This window comes from Streptomyces paludis, from assembly GCF_003344965.1.
Classification (GTDB): domain Bacteria; phylum Actinomycetota; class Actinomycetes; order Streptomycetales; family Streptomycetaceae; genus Streptomyces; species Streptomyces paludis.
Genome location: NZ_CP031194.1, coordinates 5,489,537 through 5,509,486, shown reverse-complemented (window position 1 = coordinate 5,509,486; position 19,950 = coordinate 5,489,537). Strand labels below are relative to the sequence as shown.

Here is a 19,950-nt window from a genome sequence, read left to right as displayed (position 1 = left end):
GGAACGATTCGAGAATACCTATACTTCGGGCATGGTCAACACACGGGACTCCGCCACGGCACGCACGGGCCGGCCCCGGGACGGGCGTATCGACGCCTCCGTACCCGTAGCCGTGCTGGAGATCCTCGAAGAGTCGGGCTACGCGCGGCTCACCCTGGAGGCGGTGGCCGCACGCGCCGGTACGAGCAAGCCGGCGCTGCGCCGGCGGTGGCGCTCCCGGCAGCACCTGGTCGTCGAGGCGCTGGCGACCACGATCGGCACCTCCCCGACCCCCGACACCGGCTGTACGCACTGCGATCTGATCGCCGGGATCACCACCCTGGGTCAGGCGTTCGCCGCGCCCTCCCTCCGGCACACCCTGTCCGGGCTCGTCGCCGATCTGGCGGACGATCCCGAGCTGGCGGCCACGTTCCTGGACACGTTCTTCCACCCCCGGCGGGCCTCGACGGCCGAGGCGCTGCGGCGCGGGATCGCTCGGGGCGACATCGAGCCGGACGCGGATATCGACCTGCTGCTCGACATGCTGGCCTCGACGACGTACTACCGGGCGCTGTTCGGGCATCTGCCGGTGACGGAGGGGCTGGCCGAGGACGTGGTGCGGGTGGTGCTGTCCGGGGTGGGCACCGAGCAGTGGCGGGCGCGGTGGGCGACGCGGGACGCGCTGGGGCACGCGTAGAGGGATACGCCTACGCGCCCATGCCTACGTCCGCGCCGCGTCCACGGCCGCGTCTACCTCTGCGTCCTTCGGCTGTACGGCGTCGAGGTAGGCGTAGATGGCGTCCCGGTTGCGGGCGAGGCATTCGACGCGCTGGTGAATCCGTTCCGCCTCCTCGCGCAGCAGCGCGGCGGTCTCCGGGGTCAGGCACTCCGGATGGAGATGGATCTGGTCCGGCCGGTTCAGGAAGGGGAGGATCCGGCGGATGATCTCGGTGGTGAGCCCGGAGTCGAGCAGCCCACGGAGCTGCTGGACGCGGGATACGGCGGTCTCGTCGTAGACGCGGTAGCCGTTCTCGGCGCGTTCGGGGTGGAGGAGATCCTGCTCCTCGTAGTAGCGCAGCATGCGGGTGGGGACGCCGGTGCGCCGGGAGAGTTCACCGATGCGCATAGCACTCCGCTCGTAGGGGGGCGACGTTTACGGCTTCGCCTTCGGACCCTCGGGCCTTCGGGCCTTCGGGCCTTCGGGCCTTCGGCCGGGCTTGCCTTCACACTGATGTGAAGGTCTCACGATGGTCGCATGCCCACCGTATCGACCGGCAATGGCACCTCCATGCCCGCAGCCGGACCGTCGCCCGCCACCGGGACCTCCGGCCTGCCCCTGTGGGGGCTGCTGGCCCTCTTCACGGCGGCCTTCACCGCCGTCATGACCGAACTGCTGCCCGCCGGGCTGCTGCCCGGGATGAGCCAGAGCCTGGGGGTGTCCGAGGGGCGGGTGGGGTTCCTGGTGACCGGTTATGCCGCCGCGTCCTTCGTGGCGGCGATCCCGCTGACGGCGGCGCTGCGCGGGCTGCGGCGGCGACCGGTGCTGATCGGTGCGCTGGCCGGTTTCGCGGTGTGCAACGCCGTGACCGCCGTCTCGTCCGAGTACTGGCTGACGTTCGGGGCGCGGCTGCTGGCCGGTGTGATGGGCGGCACGATGTGGGCGATGCTCGCGGGGTACGCGGCGCGGATGGTCCCGGCGGAGCGGCGGGGGCGGGCCATCGCGATCGTGCTGGCCGGGATCACCGTGGCGCTCTCCCTGGGCATCCCGGCGGGCACGGCGCTGGCGTCGCTGTTCGGCTGGCGGGCGGCGTTCGGGACGGTGGCGGTGCTGGCGGGGCTGCTGGTGGGGTGGGTACGGCTGCGCGTGCCGGACTTCCCGGGCGAACCGGCCGCCGACCGGGCGCCGTTGCGGCGGATCGCCGCCGTACCAGGGATCCTCGCGGTGCTGTCGACGACGCTGCTGCTGCTCCTGGGCCACCAGACGATGTACACGTACCTGGCGCCGTTCTCCGAGCACGCGGGCTTCGGCCGTACGGGAGTGGTGCTGCTGGTCTTCGGCGCGGCCACGGTCGCCGGCATCTGGCTCACCGGCGCCCTCATCGACCGCCACCCGCGCGCCACGCTGCTGGGCGCGCTGGCCGTCATCGCGACGGCGCATCTGGCGCTGGCCCTCTTCGGCACCCACCCAGCGGTCCTGCTGCCCGCCGTCGCCGCCTGGGGCGCGGCCTTCGGCGGCGCGCCGACCCTGATCCAAACGGCACTGGTCCGCATCTCGGGCCCGTCCCGCGCGGACGTGGCGACGGCGATGCAGACGACGGTCTACAACGCGGGCATCGCGGCGGGCTCCCTGACAGGCGGCGTAGTCCTGGAAAGCACCGGCCCGGGGGCACTCCCCTGGACGGCACTACCCCTGATAGCGGCGGCCCTGACGGTGGCCTGGGCATCCCGCCGCCATGCGTACCCCGCGCACTGAGTGGACAACTTCGGCCGGCGGCCCCATGCCCCGGTGGTCACCGTGGGGTTGTCGGGTGCGGGTCAGAGCGGAGCTCTGTCGGGGGTGTGCCGGTGGCGGAGGTTGTCGGGCGTGGGGCCGCCCCTCCAGCCTTTGAGTGTCGCGCCTCCAGGGGAGGAGTAAAGGGCGCTCCTTCGTCGCGTCGGCTGCGCCGATTACGCTGCGCTCCACCCTTGACACCTCCCCTTCCGGCGCAAGTGCGGCTTTCGGGAGGGGCGGCCGGGGGGAAGGGGGGCCCAGGAGGTGGCGCCGTTCTGCCACTCGGCTCAGGGTCCGGCGGGCGGGTGGGCCCTGCGGGGCGCGCGGCAGAGGATTGGGGCTGCCGGGCTGGTCTCGGCGGCTGACGGCCGCCGGTTGGTTGAGACTCAAGCCCCGCTGGTCACCGAGTGTGGGCGGTGGGATTACTGGGACGTGTGCGGCACCGAGTGGGCCCCTGAAGGCCGTCCATGCGTCCCGGAGTGCCGCTAACGCACCTGAGGACACATGTACCGCCCGAGACACCCCGAACCGGCCACCAAACCACCCTATAAGAGACATGCGGGTGGGGGTGTCCGGCCCGGGGGGCGACCGGGCGGCGGGCCCCGCCCAGCAGCCCGGAAAGGCGCCTGCCGGGACGCGTGTGGCATCAAGTGGACCCCTGGGGGCCGCCCATGTGCCCCGGAGAGCCGCTAATGCACCTGAGGACACATGTGCCGCCCGAAGAGCCCCCCAACCGCCCACCAAAACACCCCATATGGGGCAGATTGCTGGAGGCGTCCGGCCCGCAGACCCGGCCGGACAGCAGAACCCACCCGCCTTCCGGGCACCACAACGCTACGGTGACCAGCGGGGCTTGAGTCTCAGCAAACAGCGGACCGTCAGCCGCCGAGCCGGTGTCGGACCGCCCCATTCCTCTGCCGCGCCGCCCCGCAGGGCCCACCGGCCCGCCAGCCCCTGAACCGACCGGCAGCACGGCACCACCCCCTGGGCCCCCCTTCCCCCCGGCCGCCCCTCCCGCACCTGCACTTGCGACTCCGGGGGAGGTGTCAAGGGTGGGCGCAGCCCATCGCGCAGCGACGCGACTTTAGGAGCGCCCTTTACACCTCCCCCGGAGACGCGACACTCAAAGACTGGAGGGGCGGCCCCACACCCAACAACCCCCGCCACCGGCACACCCCACTCAGCGTCGCTCTGACCCGCACCCGACAACCCACAGCGCCCACCGGCGCATGAGCCTCAACCAACAGACGGCCGTCAGCCGCCGAGACCAGCCCGGCAGCCCCTCCCACTGCCGCGCAGCCCCGCAGGGCCCACCCGCCGGCCAGCCCCTGAACCGACCGTCAGGAGAGCGGCCCCCCAGGCCCCCTCCCCCGGGCCGGTAGTACGCCTATCGCCGCTGCCGGCAGTGTCGCCAGGATCAGCCAGACCGCTGCTGGGGGCAGGCCCGCGTCCAGTAGGGAGCCTGTTGCCGCGCTGCCTGCCAGGACTATCAAGCCGGATACGGAGGACAGTGCGCCCGTGTAGAGGCCCAGGCGGCCGGGGGTGGCCAGGTCTGGGAGCCAGGCTCGGGTGGCTGGGGCTATGAGCATCTGGCCGAGGGTGAGCAGTGCCACGAAGCCGGCCGCCGGGAGGAGGCCGACCGTGCCCGTGCTCCCGGCCGGCAGTGCGGCGGCCACCAGGGCGAAGCCCGCCGACAGGATCAGCAGCCCGGCGGCCATCGAGCGGCGCAGGTCGAGACGGGCCGCCGCCCAGCGGGTGACCGGCAGTTGGGCCGTCACCACCAGCAGCGACGAGAGCGCGAACAGCCAGGCCAGCGGCGCCTGGGAGCCCGCCGCGCGCTCCACCTCCGCCGGGAGCGCGAGGTAGAGCTGGTTGTAGGCCAGCAGATACGTCCCGTACGCCGCGCACAGCGCGAGGAACGGCCGGTTGCCCAGCAGCGCCCGCACCGCGCCCCGGCCCTCGGGGCCGGGGCCGGAGCCGGAGTTGGAGTCGGCGACGGGTCCGCCGCCATCCGTCCCCGCGCGACCCGAAACGCGCCCCGGCAGCAGCCACGCGTGTCCCGCCAAAACCAGGACGAAGATCCCGGCCCCGGCCAGGCAGACCGTACGGAAGTCCACCGCCAGCAGCAGCGCCCCCAGCAGCGGGCCGACGAACGCGCCCGCCTGTCCGGCCACGGTGAAGAGCGCCAGCACATCCGTGCGCGGCCCGTCGCCCGCCTTCTCGCGGGCCACCGCCTGCCGGGCCACCTCCGACTCCACCGCAGGTGAGAACAGCGCCGCCGCGAAGCCGGTCAGCAGGACGGCGCCGATGACCGACGCCGTGCCGTCCGCGTACCCGAGCCAGGCGAACCCGCCGATCCGCAGCGCGCAGCCCGCCAGCACCACGGGCCGGACGCCGTAACGGTCGGTCAGCGCGCCGCCCACCACGAACATGCCCTGCTGGCTGAACGTCCGCAGCCCGAGCACCAGCCCGACCAGCCAGCCCGCCATGCCGAGCGCCGCGCCCAGGTGCTCGGAGAGAAACGGCAGCACGGCGAAGAAGCCGACGTTGAAGGCGAGTTGCGTCAGGATCAGCAGCCGCAGCAACGGTGACAGATCCCGCCATACGGCGAAGCGCCGCGCCCCGGATCTGCGCGGCGGCTCAGCCTCCCCCGCCGTCGCCGCTGCCGACTCCCCGGCCGTCTCCGCTGCCGCCCCGGGATCCGTCTCCCCCGCCGTCTCCCGTACTCGTCGCTCGCCGGTCACACTTCCCCCTTCGGCCCGGAGGCCGCGTACACAGGCTTACGGACACGGGACGCCTCGTCCGCCTCGTGCTCCTCCGGACGCGCCCGGCCGTTCCCGGGACCCAGGTCAGCAGTCCCCCGCCCCCGCCGCCCCGGCAGCCGTACCCCGCCCGCCGCCGAGACCGCCAGCGCGCCCAGCAGCGCCAGCGCCGCGGCCGGGGCCAGTACGGCCCAGGGGGCGCGTTCCGCGTACGGGAGGTTCTCGGCGAGCAGCAGGCCCCACTCCGGGTCCGGCGGCTGCGCGCCCAGGCCGAGGAAGCCCAGCGACGCCAGCGCCAGCGCCACCGCGGGCAGCCGCAGCAGCGCGTGCCGGGTGACGGGCGGGAGTACGGCGGGGAGCAGGTCGTGGCGGAGCAGATGCAGCGGTCCCGCGCCCAGCGCGCGCGTCGCGGCGAGATGCGTGGTGGCCCGTTCCTGCGTGAGCAGCGCGCCGGCGTGCGCTGCCAGTGGCGCCCACGCGACGGCGGCCACCGCCAGCGCCGGGGTGTACGGGCCACTGCCCGCGACCCCGACGACCAGCAGCCCGGCGAGCACCGGCGGGATGGCGTTGACCGTGTCGACCGCCGGGCCCGACACCTTCGGCAGCAGCCCCAGCACCACCCCGATCAGCAGCGCGGCGGCGCTCACGGCCAGCGCCAGGGCGAGCGTGGTGAGCGCGCCGTGCCCGACCCGGGCCAGCACGTCGCGCCCCAGCGCGTCCGTACCGAACGGGTGCGCCCAGGACGGCGCCCGCAGCCGCGCGGCCGTGTCCAGCGCCAGCGGATCGCGCGCCAGCCCGGCGCCGATGACGGCCAGCAGCGGCACCCCGTACACCAGGGGCATTACGGAGCGGCCGGGCCGCGGCCGGTGCGGGGACTGGAGCGCGCCGTCGCGCAGGACGGGGCCGAGCAGCAGCCGCGCCAAGCCCCGCGCCGCGCCGCCCGCGGCCGCCGCGAGCAGCAGGAGCGCGAGCGTACCGGCCTGGAGTACGGGCAGATCCTGCGCGATCGCGGCCTGGAGCGTGAGCCGGCCCAGCCCGGGTATGTCGAAGATCTGCTCGACGGCGACCGCCCCGCCGGTGAGCCCGACAACGAACAGCCCGAGGTTCGGCAGCAGTCCGGGGAAGCAGCGCCGTACCGCCTGGCGGGCGATGCGGCGCTCCGGTATGCCGCGCGCGGTCGCGGCCAGCGCCCATGGTTCGGCGAATGCGCCGGGGAGCGCGTCGTCGAGCAGCCGCCCGAGCAGTGCGCCGGCGGGTACGCCGAGCGCGAGCGCGGGCAGGATCAGCCACTTCGGCCCGTACCAGCCGAGCGCGGGCAGCCAGCCGAGCTGGACGCCGACCACGGTGGCCAGCACGGACGCGGTGAGGAACTCGGGGAGCGAGGCGACCATCGCCGCCGCGCCGCCCGCGCGCGCCGGGCGCCCCCGCCGGCCGGCTCCGCGCCGGAGTGTACGGGCGCACACGGCGCACGCCGTGACCAGCGCGACCGCCATCGCCGCGCCCATGAGCAGCAGCGACGCGCCCAGGGACTGGACGACGGCGGGCAGTACGGCGGCGCCGGAGATCCAGGAGTGGCCCGCGTCGCCGTGCGCGAGGCCGCCGAGCCACTGCCCGAGGAGATGGACGGGCCCGGCGCCGAGGCCGAGTTGGTCCCGTATCGCGTCGAGCACCTCGGGCGCGGGGTCGCGCTCGGCGGACCGCGCCTTGAGGACGGTCAGCGCGGGGTCGGTGCGCGAGAGCCAGGGCAGCAGCCCGATCGCGCACAGCAGACCGCCCGCGAGGACGGCCCGCCACAGGACGGCCAGCCCGGGAAGCGCGGTGAGCCTCAGATGACGCGGCACAGAACGCCCCGCAAAACGCCCCGGAACACGCGGCACAACACGTGACACGAAACGCGGCATGCTCGGATCAGCGCCGCGTGCCGGTGGCGACGAGAGCGCGCTCGTACGGGTCGAGGACCACGCCCCGTACGGCGTCGGCGACGCCCACGATGTTCCGCTGGTGTACGAGCGGAACGACCGCGTCCGCGCCCAGGATCCGCGCCTCGGCCGCCATCGCCGCGTCCTGCCGCTTCGCCGGGTCGGCGGTGGCGTCGGCCGCGGCGACGGCCTTGTCCACGGCCTTGTCGCAGAGGCGGGCCAGGTTGTAGGTGCCGTCACAGGTGTAGTCGGAGGCGAGGATGGAGACCGGGTCGCCGGTGTCGAGCATGGTGTTGCGCGCGGCGACGACGGCGTCGAACTTCCCGGCGAGCGCGTCGCTTTCGAGCCGCGAGTACTCCCGTACGGTCAGCTTGACCGTGAACCCGGCCTTCTCCAGCTGCTGTTGGAGCACCTGCGCGACCTCGGGCAGCTCGGGCCGGTTGTCGTACGTGGCGAGGCTGACCGTCGTCCCCTTGACCGCGCCCGCGCTCGCCGCCTTCGCCCGTCCGACCGGGGCGACGCGCTTGCCCGCGGCCCAGCTCAGCGCGGGTCCGAAGATGCCCTGGCCGGGGTCGGCGTGGCCTTCGAAGACGTTCTTGGCGAGTACGGAGGTGTCCAGCGCCGCGCGGGCGGCGGCCCGGACCGCCGGGTCGGCGAACGGCCCGGAACGGGTGTTGAGGAGGAGGCTGGTGGTGCGGGAGGTGGGCACTTCGCGCGCGGTGCCCTGGGCCAGGGACGCGGCCTGCGCGACGGGTACGGCCTCCGCGATGTCCTCCTCGCCGCTGCGCAGCGCGTTGGCGCGGGCCGTGCCGTCGGCGATGAACTTGGCGTCGATGCCGGACGCCTGGGCCCGGCCGCCCCAGTAGTCGTCGAAGCGGTCGAGGGTGGCGGAGGTGGAGCCGTTGACCTTGGTCAGTTCGAAGGGGCCGGTGGCGGTGGCGATCGGGGTGGCCTTGCCGTCCTTGCCGTACGCCTTCTGGGAGAGCACGGCGAGGCTGGGTCCGGCGAGCCGCAGCGGCAGTACGGGGTCGGGCTTGGCGGTCGTGACCCGTACCCGCCCCTCGCCTGCCGCCTCGGCGGTCAGCGTGACACCGGTGAGCGCGGACGGTATGGGGGTCGCCGCGGCGGCGTGGGTGAGGGAGGCGGCGGCGGCCTCGGCCGTGACGGCGGTGCCGTCCTGGAAGCGCGCGTCGCGGAGTGTGAACAGCCAGCTGCGGCTGTTCTCCCTGGTCCAGGACTCGGCGAGGGAGGGCGCGGCGGCTCCGTTCCCGTCGAGCCTCGTCAGCCCCTCGGTGACGCCGAGCCGGCTGAGGAGGGTCGCGTCGGCGCCGTACGGGGAGAGGTTCTCGGCGGGCGGGAAGGCGAGCGCGACGCGCAGCCGCTTGCCGTCGGCGGACCCCTTCGCGGAGTCCTTCGCGGACGAGGTGCCGGAGGAGTCCGGGCCCGAGGCGAAGCAGCCGGAGAGCAGGGGCGCGAGCAGGGGGGTGAGCAGCAGGCCGGCGGCCAACCGGCGGCGTCGGACGGAGCGCATGGTCCTCGTTCTCTGTTCTGCGGGGCTGTTCGGGTCGGACGAACGAGAGATTACATGACAATCATTTTCACAAGCACCCCGGGTCGCCGCCTCAGCCGAGACGACTCAGCCGAGACGACCCAGCCAAGACAACTCAGGCGAGCGAGACGCCTCAGCCGAGAGGTATCTCGAAATGAACGGTCTCGCCGCCGTCCTCGCGCTCATCGCACACCGCCTTGCCCATGGACCGCCAGAACGCCTCGGCCCCCGGAACGGCCGGGTCGGTGTGCAGATACACGGAGCGATACCCACCGTCCGCCGCGGCGAAGCCCATCAGCTCCCGCACCAGCTCGCGCGCGAGACCCCGGCGCCGATGGTCGGGCCGTACGTATACGCGGCGCAGCTGGGCGGTCTCGCCGGACGGGTAACGCTCCGCGAGCCAGGCGGGGTTGGGGGGATGGGCGGGCCCCCGCGAGTCGAGCGCGGCGACCCCGGCGACGGCGCCGCCGTCCTCCTCGTCGACGGCTACGAGGAGGGTGTGACGCGGCGGGGCGAGATAGAAGGCCGCCGGATCGATGATGTCGGCGTGCCAGCGCGGCACATAACCCGTACCGAAGTCCCGGTAGACGGTGTCGAGCATCACGGCGCGCGCGGCGTCGAGATCGGCGGGGGTCGCGGTACGGATGCGATAGCTGGGCACTTGCGCATCATACGCATTAAGGGTGGAGGGACTCCGCGTGAGGTGAGTCACCCGAGTCCGGGGCGGATGAGTCACCCCTTACCGGCGGGGCCCCCGCCACCGTCACCTGCGAGCCCCCCGCCACCGTCCCCAGGAACCGCACATGCGGCCGGCCGTCGGGCCCTTCGGGCGTGACGGTGGCGCGTACGCCGTAGACGTCCGCGATCAGCTCCTCGGTGAGGGTGTCACCGGGCGGCCCGGCGGCGACGACGCGGCCCGCGCGGAGGACCACGACCTGGTCGCAGTACATCGCCGCGAGGTTCAGGTCGTGCAGCGCGATGACGGTGGTGACGGGGAGCGTGGCGACGAGGTTCAGCAGATCGAGCTGGTGCTGGATGTCGAGGTGGTTGGTCGGTTCGTCGAGGAGGAGTTCGCGCGGGTCCTGGGCGAGCGCGCGGGCGATCTGGACGCGCTGGCGCTCACCGCCGGAGAGGGTGTGCCAGGACTGCCCCTCCCGGCCCGTCAGCCCCGTACGCTCCAGGGCCGTGGCGACGGCCGCCTCGTCGCCCGCCGACGCGGTGGCCCAGGCGCGCCGATGCGGTACGCGGCCGAGGCGCACCACGTCCCGTACGGTCAACTCGACCTGGGTGTCGGTCTGTTGCTCGACCACGGCGACCCGCCGGGCGACGGCGCGGCGGCCGACGTCGGCCAGCGGACGGCCGTCGAGGGTGACAACACCGGAGGCGGGCGCGAGGACCCCGGCGAGGATCCGCAGGAGGGTGGACTTGCCGGAGCCGTTGGGTCCGAGGAGCCCGAGGGTGGAGCCGGGCGCGGGCGCGAGGCCGACGCCGTCGAGGATGAGCCGGCCGGCGACCGTACGGGAGACACGCTCGGCGCGCAGCCCGCCGCTTACCGCACCATGGCCCACATCGGCAGTGTTCACGACGCGATCCGCCGCCCCCGGTAGAGGACGAGCACGAACGCCGGCACACCGATCAGCGATGTCACCACACCCACCGGTACCTCCTGGGGATCGAGAACGGTACGGGCCAGGGTGTCGACCCACACCAGGAACACCGCCCCGGCCAGCGCCGTGACCGGCAGCAGCCTGGCGTGCCCGGGGCCGACCAGCGCGCGGGCGGCGTGCGGCAGGACGAGCCCGACGAAGCCGATCGCCCCCGCGCTGCTGACCAGCGCGGCCGTCAGCAGCGCCGTGACGCAGAGCAGCACCAGCCGCGTACGGCCGACGGAGACACCGAGCGTGGCCGCCGCGTCCTGGCCGAACGCGAAGGCGTCGAGGGTACGGGCGTACCCGCCGCAGACGACCAGCGCGAGCGCGAGTACGGCGGCGCAGACCCACACGTCGGTCCAGCCCGCGCCGCTGAGCGAGCCGAGCAGCCAGAACAGCACGCCGCGGGTGGTCTCGGCGTCGGCCGAGGTCATGACGACGAACGAGGTGAGCGCGGAGAAGAGCTGCATCGCCGCGACCCCGGAGAGCACCACCCGGTCCGTCGTACCGCCGAGGGTGTGGCTCAGCAGCAGCACCATCGCGAACGACAGCAGCGCCCCGAGGAACGCCCCGGCGGACAGCGAGACCACTCCCCCGCCGACCCCGAGGACGACGACCAGCACGGCGCCGGTCGAGGCCCCCGACGAGACGCCGAGCACAAAGGGGTCGGCGAGCGGGTTGCGCAGCAGCGACTGCATGACCGCGCCGCACACGGCGAGCCCGGCACCGCACACGGCGGCGAGGAGGGTCCGTGGCAGCCGCAGGTTCCAGACGATGCCGTCGCGGATCGGGGTGACGTGCGACTCGCCGATGCCGAGGTGGGCGGCGACGACGGACCAGACGTCACCGACGCGGATGTCGGCGGGGCCGATGGTGATGGCGAGCGCGACGGAGAGCAGCAGCAGCCCGAGGCCACCGCAGGCCAGCGAAGCCTGCCGTATGCCGGTCCCTCGTACGCCGGTGACGCGCACGCCGCTCACTTGGCGGGCGCGTACGCGCGCAGCGCGGCGGCGACCTTCTCGACCCCTTCGACGGTGCGGATGGTCGGATTCATCGCCTGGCCGCTGAGCAGTACGTACCGCTTGTTCTTGACGGCGTCCATCTTCTTGGTGACCGGGTTGGTCTCCAGGAACTCGATCTTCTTCTCGGCGGTCTCGGCGGTCTGCGACTTGCGCGTGAGGTCACCGATGACGAGGAAGTCGGGGTTGCGGTCGGCGACGGTCTCCCAGTTGATCTGGGGCCATTCGTCCTGGGTGTCGTCGAAGATGTTCTTCGCGCCGACCGCGTTGGTGATGATCCCGGGGGCGCCGCAGCAGCCGGCCATGTAGGGGGAGTCGGAGTTCGCGAACCAGTAGAGGACGGTGGTCTTCTTGGCCTTGACGGGATCGATCCCCTCCACGGCCGCGGCCATCCGCGCCTTCAGCGAGGCGACGACCTCCGCGCCGCGCTTCTCCACGCCGAAGACCTTGGCGAGGTCTTCGACCTCTTCGTAGATGACGTCCATGGTCAGCGGGGTGGAGCGGGCGCCGTCGGTGCCCACGACCTTGTCGTTCTTGGTGCAGTCGGCCGGGGAGATGTACGTCGGCACACCGAGCTTCTCGAACTGCGCCCGCGTGGCGACGCCGCCCTTGCCCAGGGTGGAGATGAAGGAGGAGGCGACGAAGTCGGGCTCGGCGTCGAGCACCTTCTCGAAGGAGGGGTTGTTGTCGGCCAGCCGCGGCACCTCGGCATTGGCCTTGACCAGCGCCTTGGGCAGCGGATCGGTCCAGGTCGCGGTCCCGGCCATCCGGTCGGCGAGCCCGAGCGTGAGCATGATCTCGGTGGTGCCCTGATTGAGCGAGACGGCCTGCCGGGGCTCGGCCTTGACGGTGACGGTCTGCCCGCAGTTCTTGAGGCTGACGGGATACCCGCCCCCCGAGGCGGCCTTGCCCGACACCGCTGACTTCTCCCCGTCCCCCCCACAGGCGGTGAGCGTCAACGCCCCCGCGACGAGCAGGGCGGCGGGCACAACAGACATACGGAAGGGGCGCGCGTTCAGCACGGAAGATCCTCTGCGTTCGAGGGCCCATGCGCGGAGCCCGTTCGTACGGTGCTCCCCCGCCCCCGAACAGGGACGGAGGGGCCAGCAGGTCTTCGGACTCGGGATCACCCGGACGAGGCGCCTTCCCGGACGCCCAGCGCCCAGTGGCCGATGCCACGCCCGTCACCCTCACCGCTGCGCGTCAGCTCCGGATTCCCACCGGATTCCCTGACCCACGTACATGGGTTCGACTGGCCTCGGCAAGCTATCACAGGCGTTTTCGCAGGCCCGGACGGTGCACACGCCCAGAGCGGGCCTTGCCCGGAACCACCGCTGAATTACCCTGTTCCTCCCGCCTGTTGGCAGCTGCCACCGCTTTCTCCTCGTCCTGTCCCCTCCTCTCGTCGCCCCGCCCCTTTCCCTCCCAATCCCTCTCGCTCCCCCTCTCACCTCCTCCTTGAAGGGAAGTGCCCCTGTGCGGGTGCTCGTCTCCCCGTCGTACGGAAGCTCCGGAGCCCAGCGTCACTGGGCCGACACCATCGACCAGGAAGTCCCCTTCGCCGAGCCCCGCTACGACGAGTTGCTCACACCGGAGCAGCGCGAGCGACTCGCTGCCCTGCACCCGGAGAAGAAGGCTCGTTTCTGGGGAGCCAGGGCGCGCCACGAAAAAAAGATGGCCGATGTCACGACCGGCGATATCGTCTTGTTCACCGGCCGGAATCAAGTCCTTGCCGTGGGCGAAGTCGGTGCGGTATTCCGAAATGGCGCCCTCGCCGACCGGCTCTGGAAGCCGGAGAGCCACGAGAAGAGCTGGCACATCGTATACAGCCTGCTGGACTTCGCCCCCTCCGACATCAGCTACCTCGAACTGAACGCGGCGATCGGCTACAAGTCGAATCACGTGTTTCCCGGTCAGCTGGTGCTGCGGGACCACCAGGCCCGCTCCGTCCTCGAAGAGTTCATGATTACGCCCGGCACGGCATGGAGCCCGGCCACCACAGCCCCGGAGCCGTCGGAACCGTCGGAGCACCCCAGCCTCAGCTCAAGCCGCATCCCCATCCCCAGCCCCGTCACCAACTCCACTCCCGCCCTTCCGGCCAGAGACCCCGTGCGTATCGCCGCGGCGGAAGAAGTGCGCACGCACCGCACCACTTACGAACGTGCCCACGGCCTGATTGTCGTCGAGCGTCACGAATCCCGGCTCGTCAGTGAATTCAGGCAACACCTGATCGCTCAGGGCCGCACTCCGATTCGCTTCTACTGCCCTTCGGGAATAAGCGACATCTACGTATCGGACACAAAGGGCACCGAATTGATCGAGGCCAAGAGCAAACCCACGCGTCTCCACACTCGCCAGGCCCTGTCCCAGTTGCTGGATTACGCTCCGCACAGTCCGCGGCCGGTGGAGCGACTCGGAGCGCTGTTCCCCCTCGAACCAGCACGCGCTGATGTAGAACTGCTGCACCGGTACGGAATCGATGTCATCCACCGCGAGCCGACCAGCGGCTTCCGGCGCCTGCCCGCTTCGCTGGAGAGGCGGGAACGCATGCGGGAACTCTGGTCGGCATGACGTGAGATCCGCCGCGACGTGACGGGAGGGTTCTCCGGGCCTCAGGTCGCCGAGGCGCGCCACCGAGAGGGGGCGCCTCAGCGATCCGGGCGTGGCAAGCAAAAGACCCCGCGTTCAGCGCGATGGCTGAAGGCGAGGTCTTTCCGGCACTTCTTGCGAAGTGCCCCCGGCAGGATTCGAACCTGCGCACCCGGCTCCGGAGGCCGATGCTCTATCCCCTGAGCTACGGGGGCGTGTTGCCTGTCGTCCGTGTTGCTTGGCGACGAAGGAAACACTACCAGCTCCGGCGGGGTGGCCGTGAACGGTATTCCGGGGTGGTGGGGAGGGCCGCCGGGAGGCTGTGGGGGGTCAGGCGGAGGTGCGTTTGGGGCGGGGGGTGGGGGGTTTCTTCGCGGTGGTCTTCTTGGTTGCCGCCTTCTTGGCCGTGCGCTTGGCGGGCGTGGTCTTCTTCTTCGTCGGGAGGCGGGTGACGTCGGCCACCTCGGCCGTGTCGGATGCCGCGCCCGCTTCGCCCCTCGCCTCCTTCGCCGCCCTGACGCTGTTCTCCAGCGCCGCCATCAGGTCGATGACCCGGCCGCCGCCGGACGCGGGCTCGGTGGGGCGCGGGGCCGGGGCGCCCTCGGCCTTGGCGGCGATGAGTTCCTCGACGGCCTCGCGGTAGTCATCGTGGAGGGTGTCGAGTTCGACCGAGCCCAGGGTGTCCATCAGGGCGTCGGCCAGGTCGAGTTCGGCGTCCCGTACCGTCACCTCGGTCTCGGGCGCGACGCCCTCGGGGGCGCGGATCTCGTCCGGCCAGAGCAGGCCGTGCATGACGATGACGTCGTCGACGACCCGGAGCATGCCCAGCCGCTCCCGCCCCCGCAGGGCGAACTTGGCGATCGCGACCTTCCGGCTGCGCTTCAGGGCCTCGCGCAGCAGCGTGTACGGCTTGGCCGCCGGCACGCCGCTCGCGGAGAGGTAGTACGCCGTGTCCATCTGGAGGGGATCGATCGACGCCGCCGGGACGAACGCCACGATCTCGATCGTCTTCGCCGTCGGCAGCGGCAGCGCCGCCAGGTCGTCCTCGGTGATCGGGATCATCACGCCGCCCGGGTCCTCGTACGCCTTGCCGATGTCCGGCGCCGCCACCTCCTCGCCGTCCAGCTCGCAGACCTTGCGGTAGCGGATCCGGCCGCCGTCCTCCTTGTGGATCTGACGGAAGGAGATCGAGTGGTTCTCGGTGGCGTTGACCAGCTTGATCGGGATGCTGACCAGCCCGAAGGAGATCGCGCCGTTCCATATGGATCGCACGTTCCATCCCTTTCGTCACACAATCATGGGATTCTCATCGTATGACGCCTATCACAGAGGTGGAGGGGCGGAGCCTGGCGCTCAGCAATCTGGACAAGGTGCTGTACGCCGCCACCGGCACCACCAAGGGCGAGGTTCTGCACTATTACGCCCGTACGGCCGCCCCTCTGCTGGCCCATCTCGCCGGCCGGCCCGTCTCCTTCCTGCGCTACCCCGACGGCCCCGACGGCCAGCGCTTCTTCACCAAGAACCCGCCGCCCGGCACCCCCGGCTGGGTGGAGGTGGCGGAGGTGCCGCGCAAATCCGCCGACAGCGGCCGGCAGGTGGTCGTGACCGGTCTCGCGGCGCTGATGTGGGCAGCGAACCTGGTCGTGGAGTTCCACACCCACCAGTGGCGTACGGAGGCGCCCGGCCATGCCGACCGGCTTCTCCTCGACCTCGACCCCGGCGCGCCCGCCACCGTCGTCGAGTGCTGCGCGGTCGCGCGCTGGCTGCGCGGACGGCTCGGCGCGGACGGTCTGGAGGCGTACGCGAAGACCTCGGGCGCGAAGGGGCTGCATGTGCTCGTACCGCTGGTCCGTACGCCGTCCGAGACGGTCTCGGCGTACGCGAGGACCCTGGCCGTCGAGGCGGAGCAGGCGATGCCGGAGCTGGTCGTCCACCGGATGGGGCGGGCGCTGCGGCCCGGGAAGGTCTTCGTCGACTTCAGCCAGAACGCCGCCGCCAAGACGACCGCGGCCCCCTACACCCTGCGCGCCCGGCCGGAACCGACCGTCTCCACGCCGGTGACCTGGGACGAGATCGCCGGCTGCGGGGATTCCGGGGACGCGGGACGGCTCGTCTTCCGGCTCGGCGACATCGCCGCCCGGCTGGAGCGGTACGGCGACCTTCTCGGCGGTCTCCTCGACCCGGAGCGCGCGCGGCCCCTGCCCGTCTTCGCGTCATGAGACCCGTGAAGGGTGTTCACACCCGCGCCCACGTCCCGCGGTCCCGCGCCAGCGCGTACAGCGCCTCGATCTCCGCCGGTTTGAGCACGCCCCCGAGATCCGCCAGCGCCGCGATCTCGGTCTCCCGCAGCACCCGCACATCCGCCGGGGCCGGATCGAGCGCCTCCGGCGCGTACACCGCCAGTACGGGAAGGACGGGCCCGGCCAGCGCGAGCGACGCGCGCTCGGCGGCCTGGCGGGCCCAGCGCAGCCGGGGCAGCGGCGCGGCGCGCCCCGTACGGACCATCGGGTCGGCGATCCGGACCGCGTGCTTCCGGGCGGCGACGGTCCGTATCGCCAGCACCCCGGCCGGGCCGATCGCGAGGTGGTCTATCCGGGCGGCGGCGGCGCCCGGCACGACCGTGCCCGCAGCGCCGCCCGAGGCAGGGACGGCCAGCGCCGTCGCCCCCGGCAGCGGGATCGAGTGCAGGACCCGCCACCCCGCGCCCTCCAGCAGGTCGAGCTGCTCGCCCACGGCGCGCTGCGCGGCCAGTGCCGTACGCCGCGCGTCCTGGCGCAGCCGGGCCGTCAGCCGGGCCCGCCCGGCGTCCGGCGCCGCCTCCAGCGCGCCGTACAGCGCCTCGCCCGGCCGGTTGGGGGCGAGGTCGTCGTCGGGGTGCAGCGCGAGCCGGTCGAGGTCGGCGGGGGTCGGGACCGGGGGCGGCCCGACCGTCACCTCACCGGTGACGTACGGCGCGAGGGCGGCCAGCACCTCGTCACGTCCCGCCCCTGGGAACAGGCTCACCCGGGCGGCATCCTGGTCGTACCAGGCGACGGTCGCGCCGCCGTCCCGCCGGCTGACGTACAGCCGTCCGGGGTCCGGCCGGCCGCCCGGCGTGACGCGCAATCCGGTCATCTTTCCCCATCCCCACGTCCCCCGTGTCCCTTACGTCCTCATCCCCATGGGAACAGTCCGCCCACCCCCGCGACAAGACGGCCGTGCGGCACACTCTCCAGCACACGCACCATCGACAGCACACGCGCCATCGACCGACACGGAAGGCGAACCGGTCATGATCCTCCTGTTCGGCACCAAGGGTTACCTCCACCAACTGGCGATACTCACCCTCATCTGCGGCCAGTGCGGCAATCCGTCGGCCCACACGCTCACCAAGCGCGTCACGAAGTTCACGCTGTTCTTCGTGCCGCTCTTCGCCTTCTCCACGAAGTACGCCACACAGTGCACGTTCTGCGGCGCGGAACAGCAGCTGACCGAGGAGCAGGCGGACCGGCTGCTGGCCGGGGGCACGGAGCGGGACGGCGGACAGGGCACCGGCCGCCCGGCGCAGTCCGACCCCCACCGGCACTGAACCCCCACCGACACTGAAAAGCGACTTAAGCGACTTAAAACACCTTCTGGTCATAAAGTGACGGAGCAACCGACTCCGTTCCCGTGCCCAGGAGCGTCTTGTCCCCTCGCCGCACCGCCGCCGCGCTGACGCCGGCCCTTTCCGGGGCCCTGGCCTGCGTCCTTTCCGGGGTCCTGGCCGCGTGCGCCGGTCAGAGCGGGCTCAAAAGCGCGGGCCCGACGCCGACCGCCATCGGTCCGGTACGTCTGTGGCCCGGTCTGCCGCCCATCTCGGCGCCTCCCCTCGACTTCGGGGAGAGCACCCGCGACCGGGTGCCCGGCATCAAGGTCCCCCACAACGACCTCACCTCGCTGAGCCCGGTCACCGTCGTACGGGCGGAGGCCGCCGCCCACCCGAACGACCTCACCGGCGTCGACGGACTCCCCGAGCGGACCGCCGCCCGGCTCGCGGCCTGTGGAGCCGGTACGACGACGAGCGCGGGCGGGGGCGGGAACGGGGGCAGGGGCCCGGGCGCGGCCCCCGCCGCTCCCGCCGGCTGCCCGGTCCTCACCGCGTACCACCACGACCTCACCGGCGACGGCCGCGCCGATCTGATCATCGGCATCGAGCTGCCGTACCAGCAGCTCGCGGTCCGCTGCTACACCGCCGAGAACGGCGGGCTGACCCGGATCATGTCCACCGCCGACCAGGTCGTCGGCGCGGAACTGGCGGGCCGGGACCTGATCCTGCGCGTGGTCTCGGCGGGCATCCCGGGGTACGAGTACCGGACGGCCTGGTCGTGGGACGGCCGCCGGGGCACGATGCTCCCCACCCGCGACGAGATCGTCCCGGCCGACCGGTCACCGGCGCCGACACCGGACGGCACCGTTACGGAGCTGCCGGTACGCCCACGGGAGACGGACGGGCCGGGCGAACGCTCCGGGTCGGCAAAGCTCACAGGGCTCACCGAACTCCCTGGTCTCGCCTGGCCCATGCGCCACATCGGCCATGACGCCCTCCCCCCGCCGGAGCGCCGATGAGGCTCCGTCCGCCCGCCTGGACCGCCACCCTCACCTGGAAGGCGGCCGTCTTCATCACGGTGATGTGCTGCGCGCTCGCCGCGCTCCTCGGCGCGCTCGTCCATGTCTCCGTCACCCGCCAGACCGTCAATTCCGCGCGCGACAAAGCACTCTCCCGGCTGATGAACGTCACCCAGACGTACGAGGCCGGCGAGCCGCTCCCCCGGTTCGCCGGGCTGGACGCGCCCGGGCTGCCCGAGCCGCTGCGCATCCTCGCGGAGAGCGGCCGGCGCGGCACGATGGTCGGGGACTTCGAGGGGCGCCCCACCATGTGGGCGGCCGGTCCGGCGGACGGCAGGGCGCTCGCGGCCCGCGTCGACTACTCGCTCAGCCAGAACACCATCACCAACCTCGACCAGGCCATCCTGGGCTCCTCCGCCCTCGCCATCGGGGCCACGCTCCTCGTCGGCGCGTTCGCCGTCACGCGCGTCACCCGGCGGCTGCATCTGACGGCCCAGGTGGCCCGGCGGATCAGCGCGGGCGATCTCGACGCGCGCGTCGACGACCCGCGGACGAAGGGCCGTTCACGGCCGCAGGACGAGGTGGCCACCGTCTCGGCCGCGCTGGACACCATGGCCGCCACCCTCCAGGCCAAGCTGCTGAGCGAACAGCGCTTCACCGCCGATGTCGCCCACGAACTGCGCACCCCGCTCACCGGCCTCTCCGCCGCCGCCGAGCTGCTGCCCGCGAGCCGGCCGACCGAGATGGTGCGGGAGCGGGTCCGGACGATGCGCACGCTGACGGAGGATCTGCTGGAGATCTCCCGCCTCGACGCCCGTACGGAACAGGTGGATCTGGCCGTCCACGACCTGGGACCGCTGGTCGAACGGGTGGTACGGACGGCGGGCAGCCCGAACACCGCCGGCACCACGGGGCCTATGGACACCAGAGGCACCCCGGGCGCCACGGAGGTACGGATCGTCCGCGACGCCGCCGTCGAGACCGACCGGCGCCGGCTGGAGCGGGTCCTCGGCAACCTCGTCTCCAACGCCCACCGGCACGGCCGACCGCCCGTGGTCCTGACCATGGACGGGCCGGCCGTGACCGTACGCGATCACGGCCCGGGATATCCGCCCTACCTGCTGGAGCACGGGCCGCAGCGCTTCCGTACGGAGACGGCGGGTCCCGGTGGCGGCAAGGGCCACGGGCTCGGGCTCACCATCGCCGCCGGCCAGGCCGCCGTGATCGGCGCGGAGCTGGTCTTCGGCAACGCCCCGGACGGCGGCGCGCTGGCCCGGCTCACGCTGCCCGCGTACGTACCGCCCGCCGTATCCCCCGTGTCGCCCGTAGTGCCTCAGCCGCCGACCGGTGGGCGGGGCGATGGGCGGGACGGCGGAGCGGACCATCCGCCGTAAAAAATGCGGACT

General features: G+C 72.7%; 17 protein-coding genes, 1 tRNA gene and 1 riboswitch. Of the genes, 7 read left to right on the top strand and 11 right to left on the bottom strand.

The window, feature by feature from the left end; translation table 11 throughout:
* The first annotated feature begins 31 nt into the window (after positions 1–31).
* The gene (locus DVK44_RS24375; protein ID WP_114661787.1) at positions 32–676 is read left to right on the top strand and encodes a TetR/AcrR family transcriptional regulator; all 645 of its coding nucleotides are present in this window, start codon (positions 32–34) and stop codon (positions 674–676) included.
* Between the two features lie 24 nt (positions 677–700).
* On the opposite strand, the gene DVK44_RS24370 is transcribed toward DVK44_RS24375, so the two are convergent.
* A complete protein-coding gene (locus tag DVK44_RS24370; RefSeq protein WP_114661777.1) occupies positions 701–1,105 on the bottom strand; it encodes a MerR family transcriptional regulator in 405 nt (134 codons plus the stop codon).
* 129 nt (positions 1,106–1,234) lie between these two features.
* Here DVK44_RS24370 and DVK44_RS24365 point away from each other — a divergent pair, with 129 nt between their 5' ends.
* Complete coding sequence (locus DVK44_RS24365; protein WP_114661775.1) at positions 1,235–2,452, top strand: MFS transporter; 1,218 nt, start codon at positions 1,235–1,237, stop codon at positions 2,450–2,452.
* 1,358 nt (positions 2,453–3,810) lie between these two features.
* On the opposite strand, the gene DVK44_RS24360 is transcribed toward DVK44_RS24365, so the two are convergent.
* From DVK44_RS24360 to DVK44_RS24330, 7 genes are all read right to left on the bottom strand, one after another.
* On the bottom strand, positions 3,811–5,064 hold the full coding sequence (locus DVK44_RS24360) for an MFS transporter (protein WP_114665409.1): 1,254 nt from the start codon (positions 5,062–5,064) through the stop codon (positions 3,811–3,813).
* Between the two features lie 146 nt (positions 5,065–5,210).
* The gene (locus DVK44_RS24355) at positions 5,211–7,073 is read right to left on the bottom strand and encodes an ABC transporter permease subunit (protein WP_228447357.1); all 1,863 of its coding nucleotides are present in this window, start codon (positions 7,071–7,073) and stop codon (positions 5,211–5,213) included.
* Between the two features lie 67 nt (positions 7,074–7,140).
* Positions 7,141–8,682 (bottom strand): ABC transporter substrate-binding protein, encoded by a 1,542-nt coding sequence (locus DVK44_RS24350; RefSeq protein ID WP_114661771.1) that lies wholly within the window; start codon positions 8,680–8,682, stop codon positions 7,141–7,143.
* A 151-nt stretch (positions 8,683–8,833) separates the two neighbouring features.
* Positions 8,834–9,361, bottom strand: coding sequence for a GNAT family N-acetyltransferase (locus DVK44_RS24345; RefSeq protein WP_114661769.1), 528 nt, complete (start codon positions 9,359–9,361; stop codon positions 8,834–8,836).
* A gap of 16 nt (positions 9,362–9,377) precedes the next feature.
* On the bottom strand, positions 9,378–10,283 hold the full coding sequence (locus DVK44_RS24340; protein ID WP_408055357.1) for an ABC transporter ATP-binding protein: 906 nt from the start codon (positions 10,281–10,283) through the stop codon (positions 9,378–9,380).
* A complete protein-coding gene (locus DVK44_RS24335; protein WP_408055412.1) occupies positions 10,280–11,320 on the bottom strand; it encodes a FecCD family ABC transporter permease in 1,041 nt (346 codons plus the stop codon). Before DVK44_RS24335 ends, DVK44_RS24340 begins: the two co-directional genes overlap by 4 nt.
* A gap of 5 nt (positions 11,321–11,325) precedes the next feature.
* Complete coding sequence (locus tag DVK44_RS24330; protein WP_114665407.1) at positions 11,326–12,366, bottom strand: ABC transporter substrate-binding protein; 1,041 nt, start codon at positions 12,364–12,366, stop codon at positions 11,326–11,328.
* Positions 12,367–12,456: 90 nt separating this feature from the next.
* Positions 12,457–12,640: riboswitch (cobalamin riboswitch) on the bottom strand.
* Positions 12,641–12,844: 204 nt separating this feature from the next.
* Between DVK44_RS24330 and DVK44_RS24325 the strand changes: the two genes are divergently transcribed.
* On the top strand, positions 12,845–13,939 hold the full coding sequence (locus DVK44_RS24325) for a hypothetical protein (RefSeq protein ID WP_114661767.1): 1,095 nt from the start codon (positions 12,845–12,847) through the stop codon (positions 13,937–13,939).
* 161 nt (positions 13,940–14,100) lie between these two features.
* On the opposite strand, the gene DVK44_RS24320 is transcribed toward DVK44_RS24325, so the two are convergent.
* Together DVK44_RS24320 and ku are read right to left on the bottom strand one after the other, a co-directional pair.
* A tRNA-Arg gene (locus tag DVK44_RS24320) sits at positions 14,101–14,172 on the bottom strand.
* A 115-nt stretch (positions 14,173–14,287) separates the two neighbouring features.
* Entirely contained in the window at positions 14,288–15,229 is a 942-nt protein-coding gene (gene ku / locus DVK44_RS24315) for a non-homologous end joining protein Ku (protein WP_114661765.1), read from the bottom strand.
* A gap of 41 nt (positions 15,230–15,270) precedes the next feature.
* On the opposite strand from ku, the gene ligD reads away from it, so the two are divergent.
* Entirely contained in the window at positions 15,271–16,176 is a 906-nt protein-coding gene (gene ligD, locus DVK44_RS24310) for a non-homologous end-joining DNA ligase (RefSeq protein ID WP_114661763.1), read from the top strand.
* 16 nt (positions 16,177–16,192) lie between these two features.
* Here the strand turns inward: ligD and DVK44_RS24305 are convergent, their stop codons facing one another.
* Positions 16,193–17,071 carry a nuclease-related domain-containing protein gene (locus DVK44_RS24305; protein WP_114661761.1) on the bottom strand — a complete coding sequence of 293 codons (879 nt, stop codon included), beginning with the start codon at positions 17,069–17,071 and terminating at the stop codon, positions 16,193–16,195.
* A 160-nt stretch (positions 17,072–17,231) separates the two neighbouring features.
* Here DVK44_RS24305 and DVK44_RS24300 point away from each other — a divergent pair, with 160 nt between their 5' ends.
* From DVK44_RS24300 to DVK44_RS24290, 3 genes are all read left to right on the top strand, one after another.
* Positions 17,232–17,525, top strand: a complete 294-nt coding sequence (locus tag DVK44_RS24300; RefSeq protein WP_114665405.1) for a zinc-ribbon domain-containing protein — start codon at positions 17,232–17,234, stop codon at positions 17,523–17,525.
* A gap of 98 nt (positions 17,526–17,623) precedes the next feature.
* Positions 17,624–18,544, top strand: coding sequence for a hypothetical protein (locus DVK44_RS24295; protein ID WP_181957513.1), 921 nt, complete (start codon positions 17,624–17,626; stop codon positions 18,542–18,544).
* On the top strand, positions 18,541–19,938 hold the full coding sequence (locus DVK44_RS24290; protein ID WP_114661759.1) for a sensor histidine kinase: 1,398 nt from the start codon (positions 18,541–18,543) through the stop codon (positions 19,936–19,938). The genes DVK44_RS24295 and DVK44_RS24290 overlap by 4 nt, the downstream gene beginning before the upstream one ends.
* Positions 19,939–19,950 lie beyond the last annotated feature (12 nt).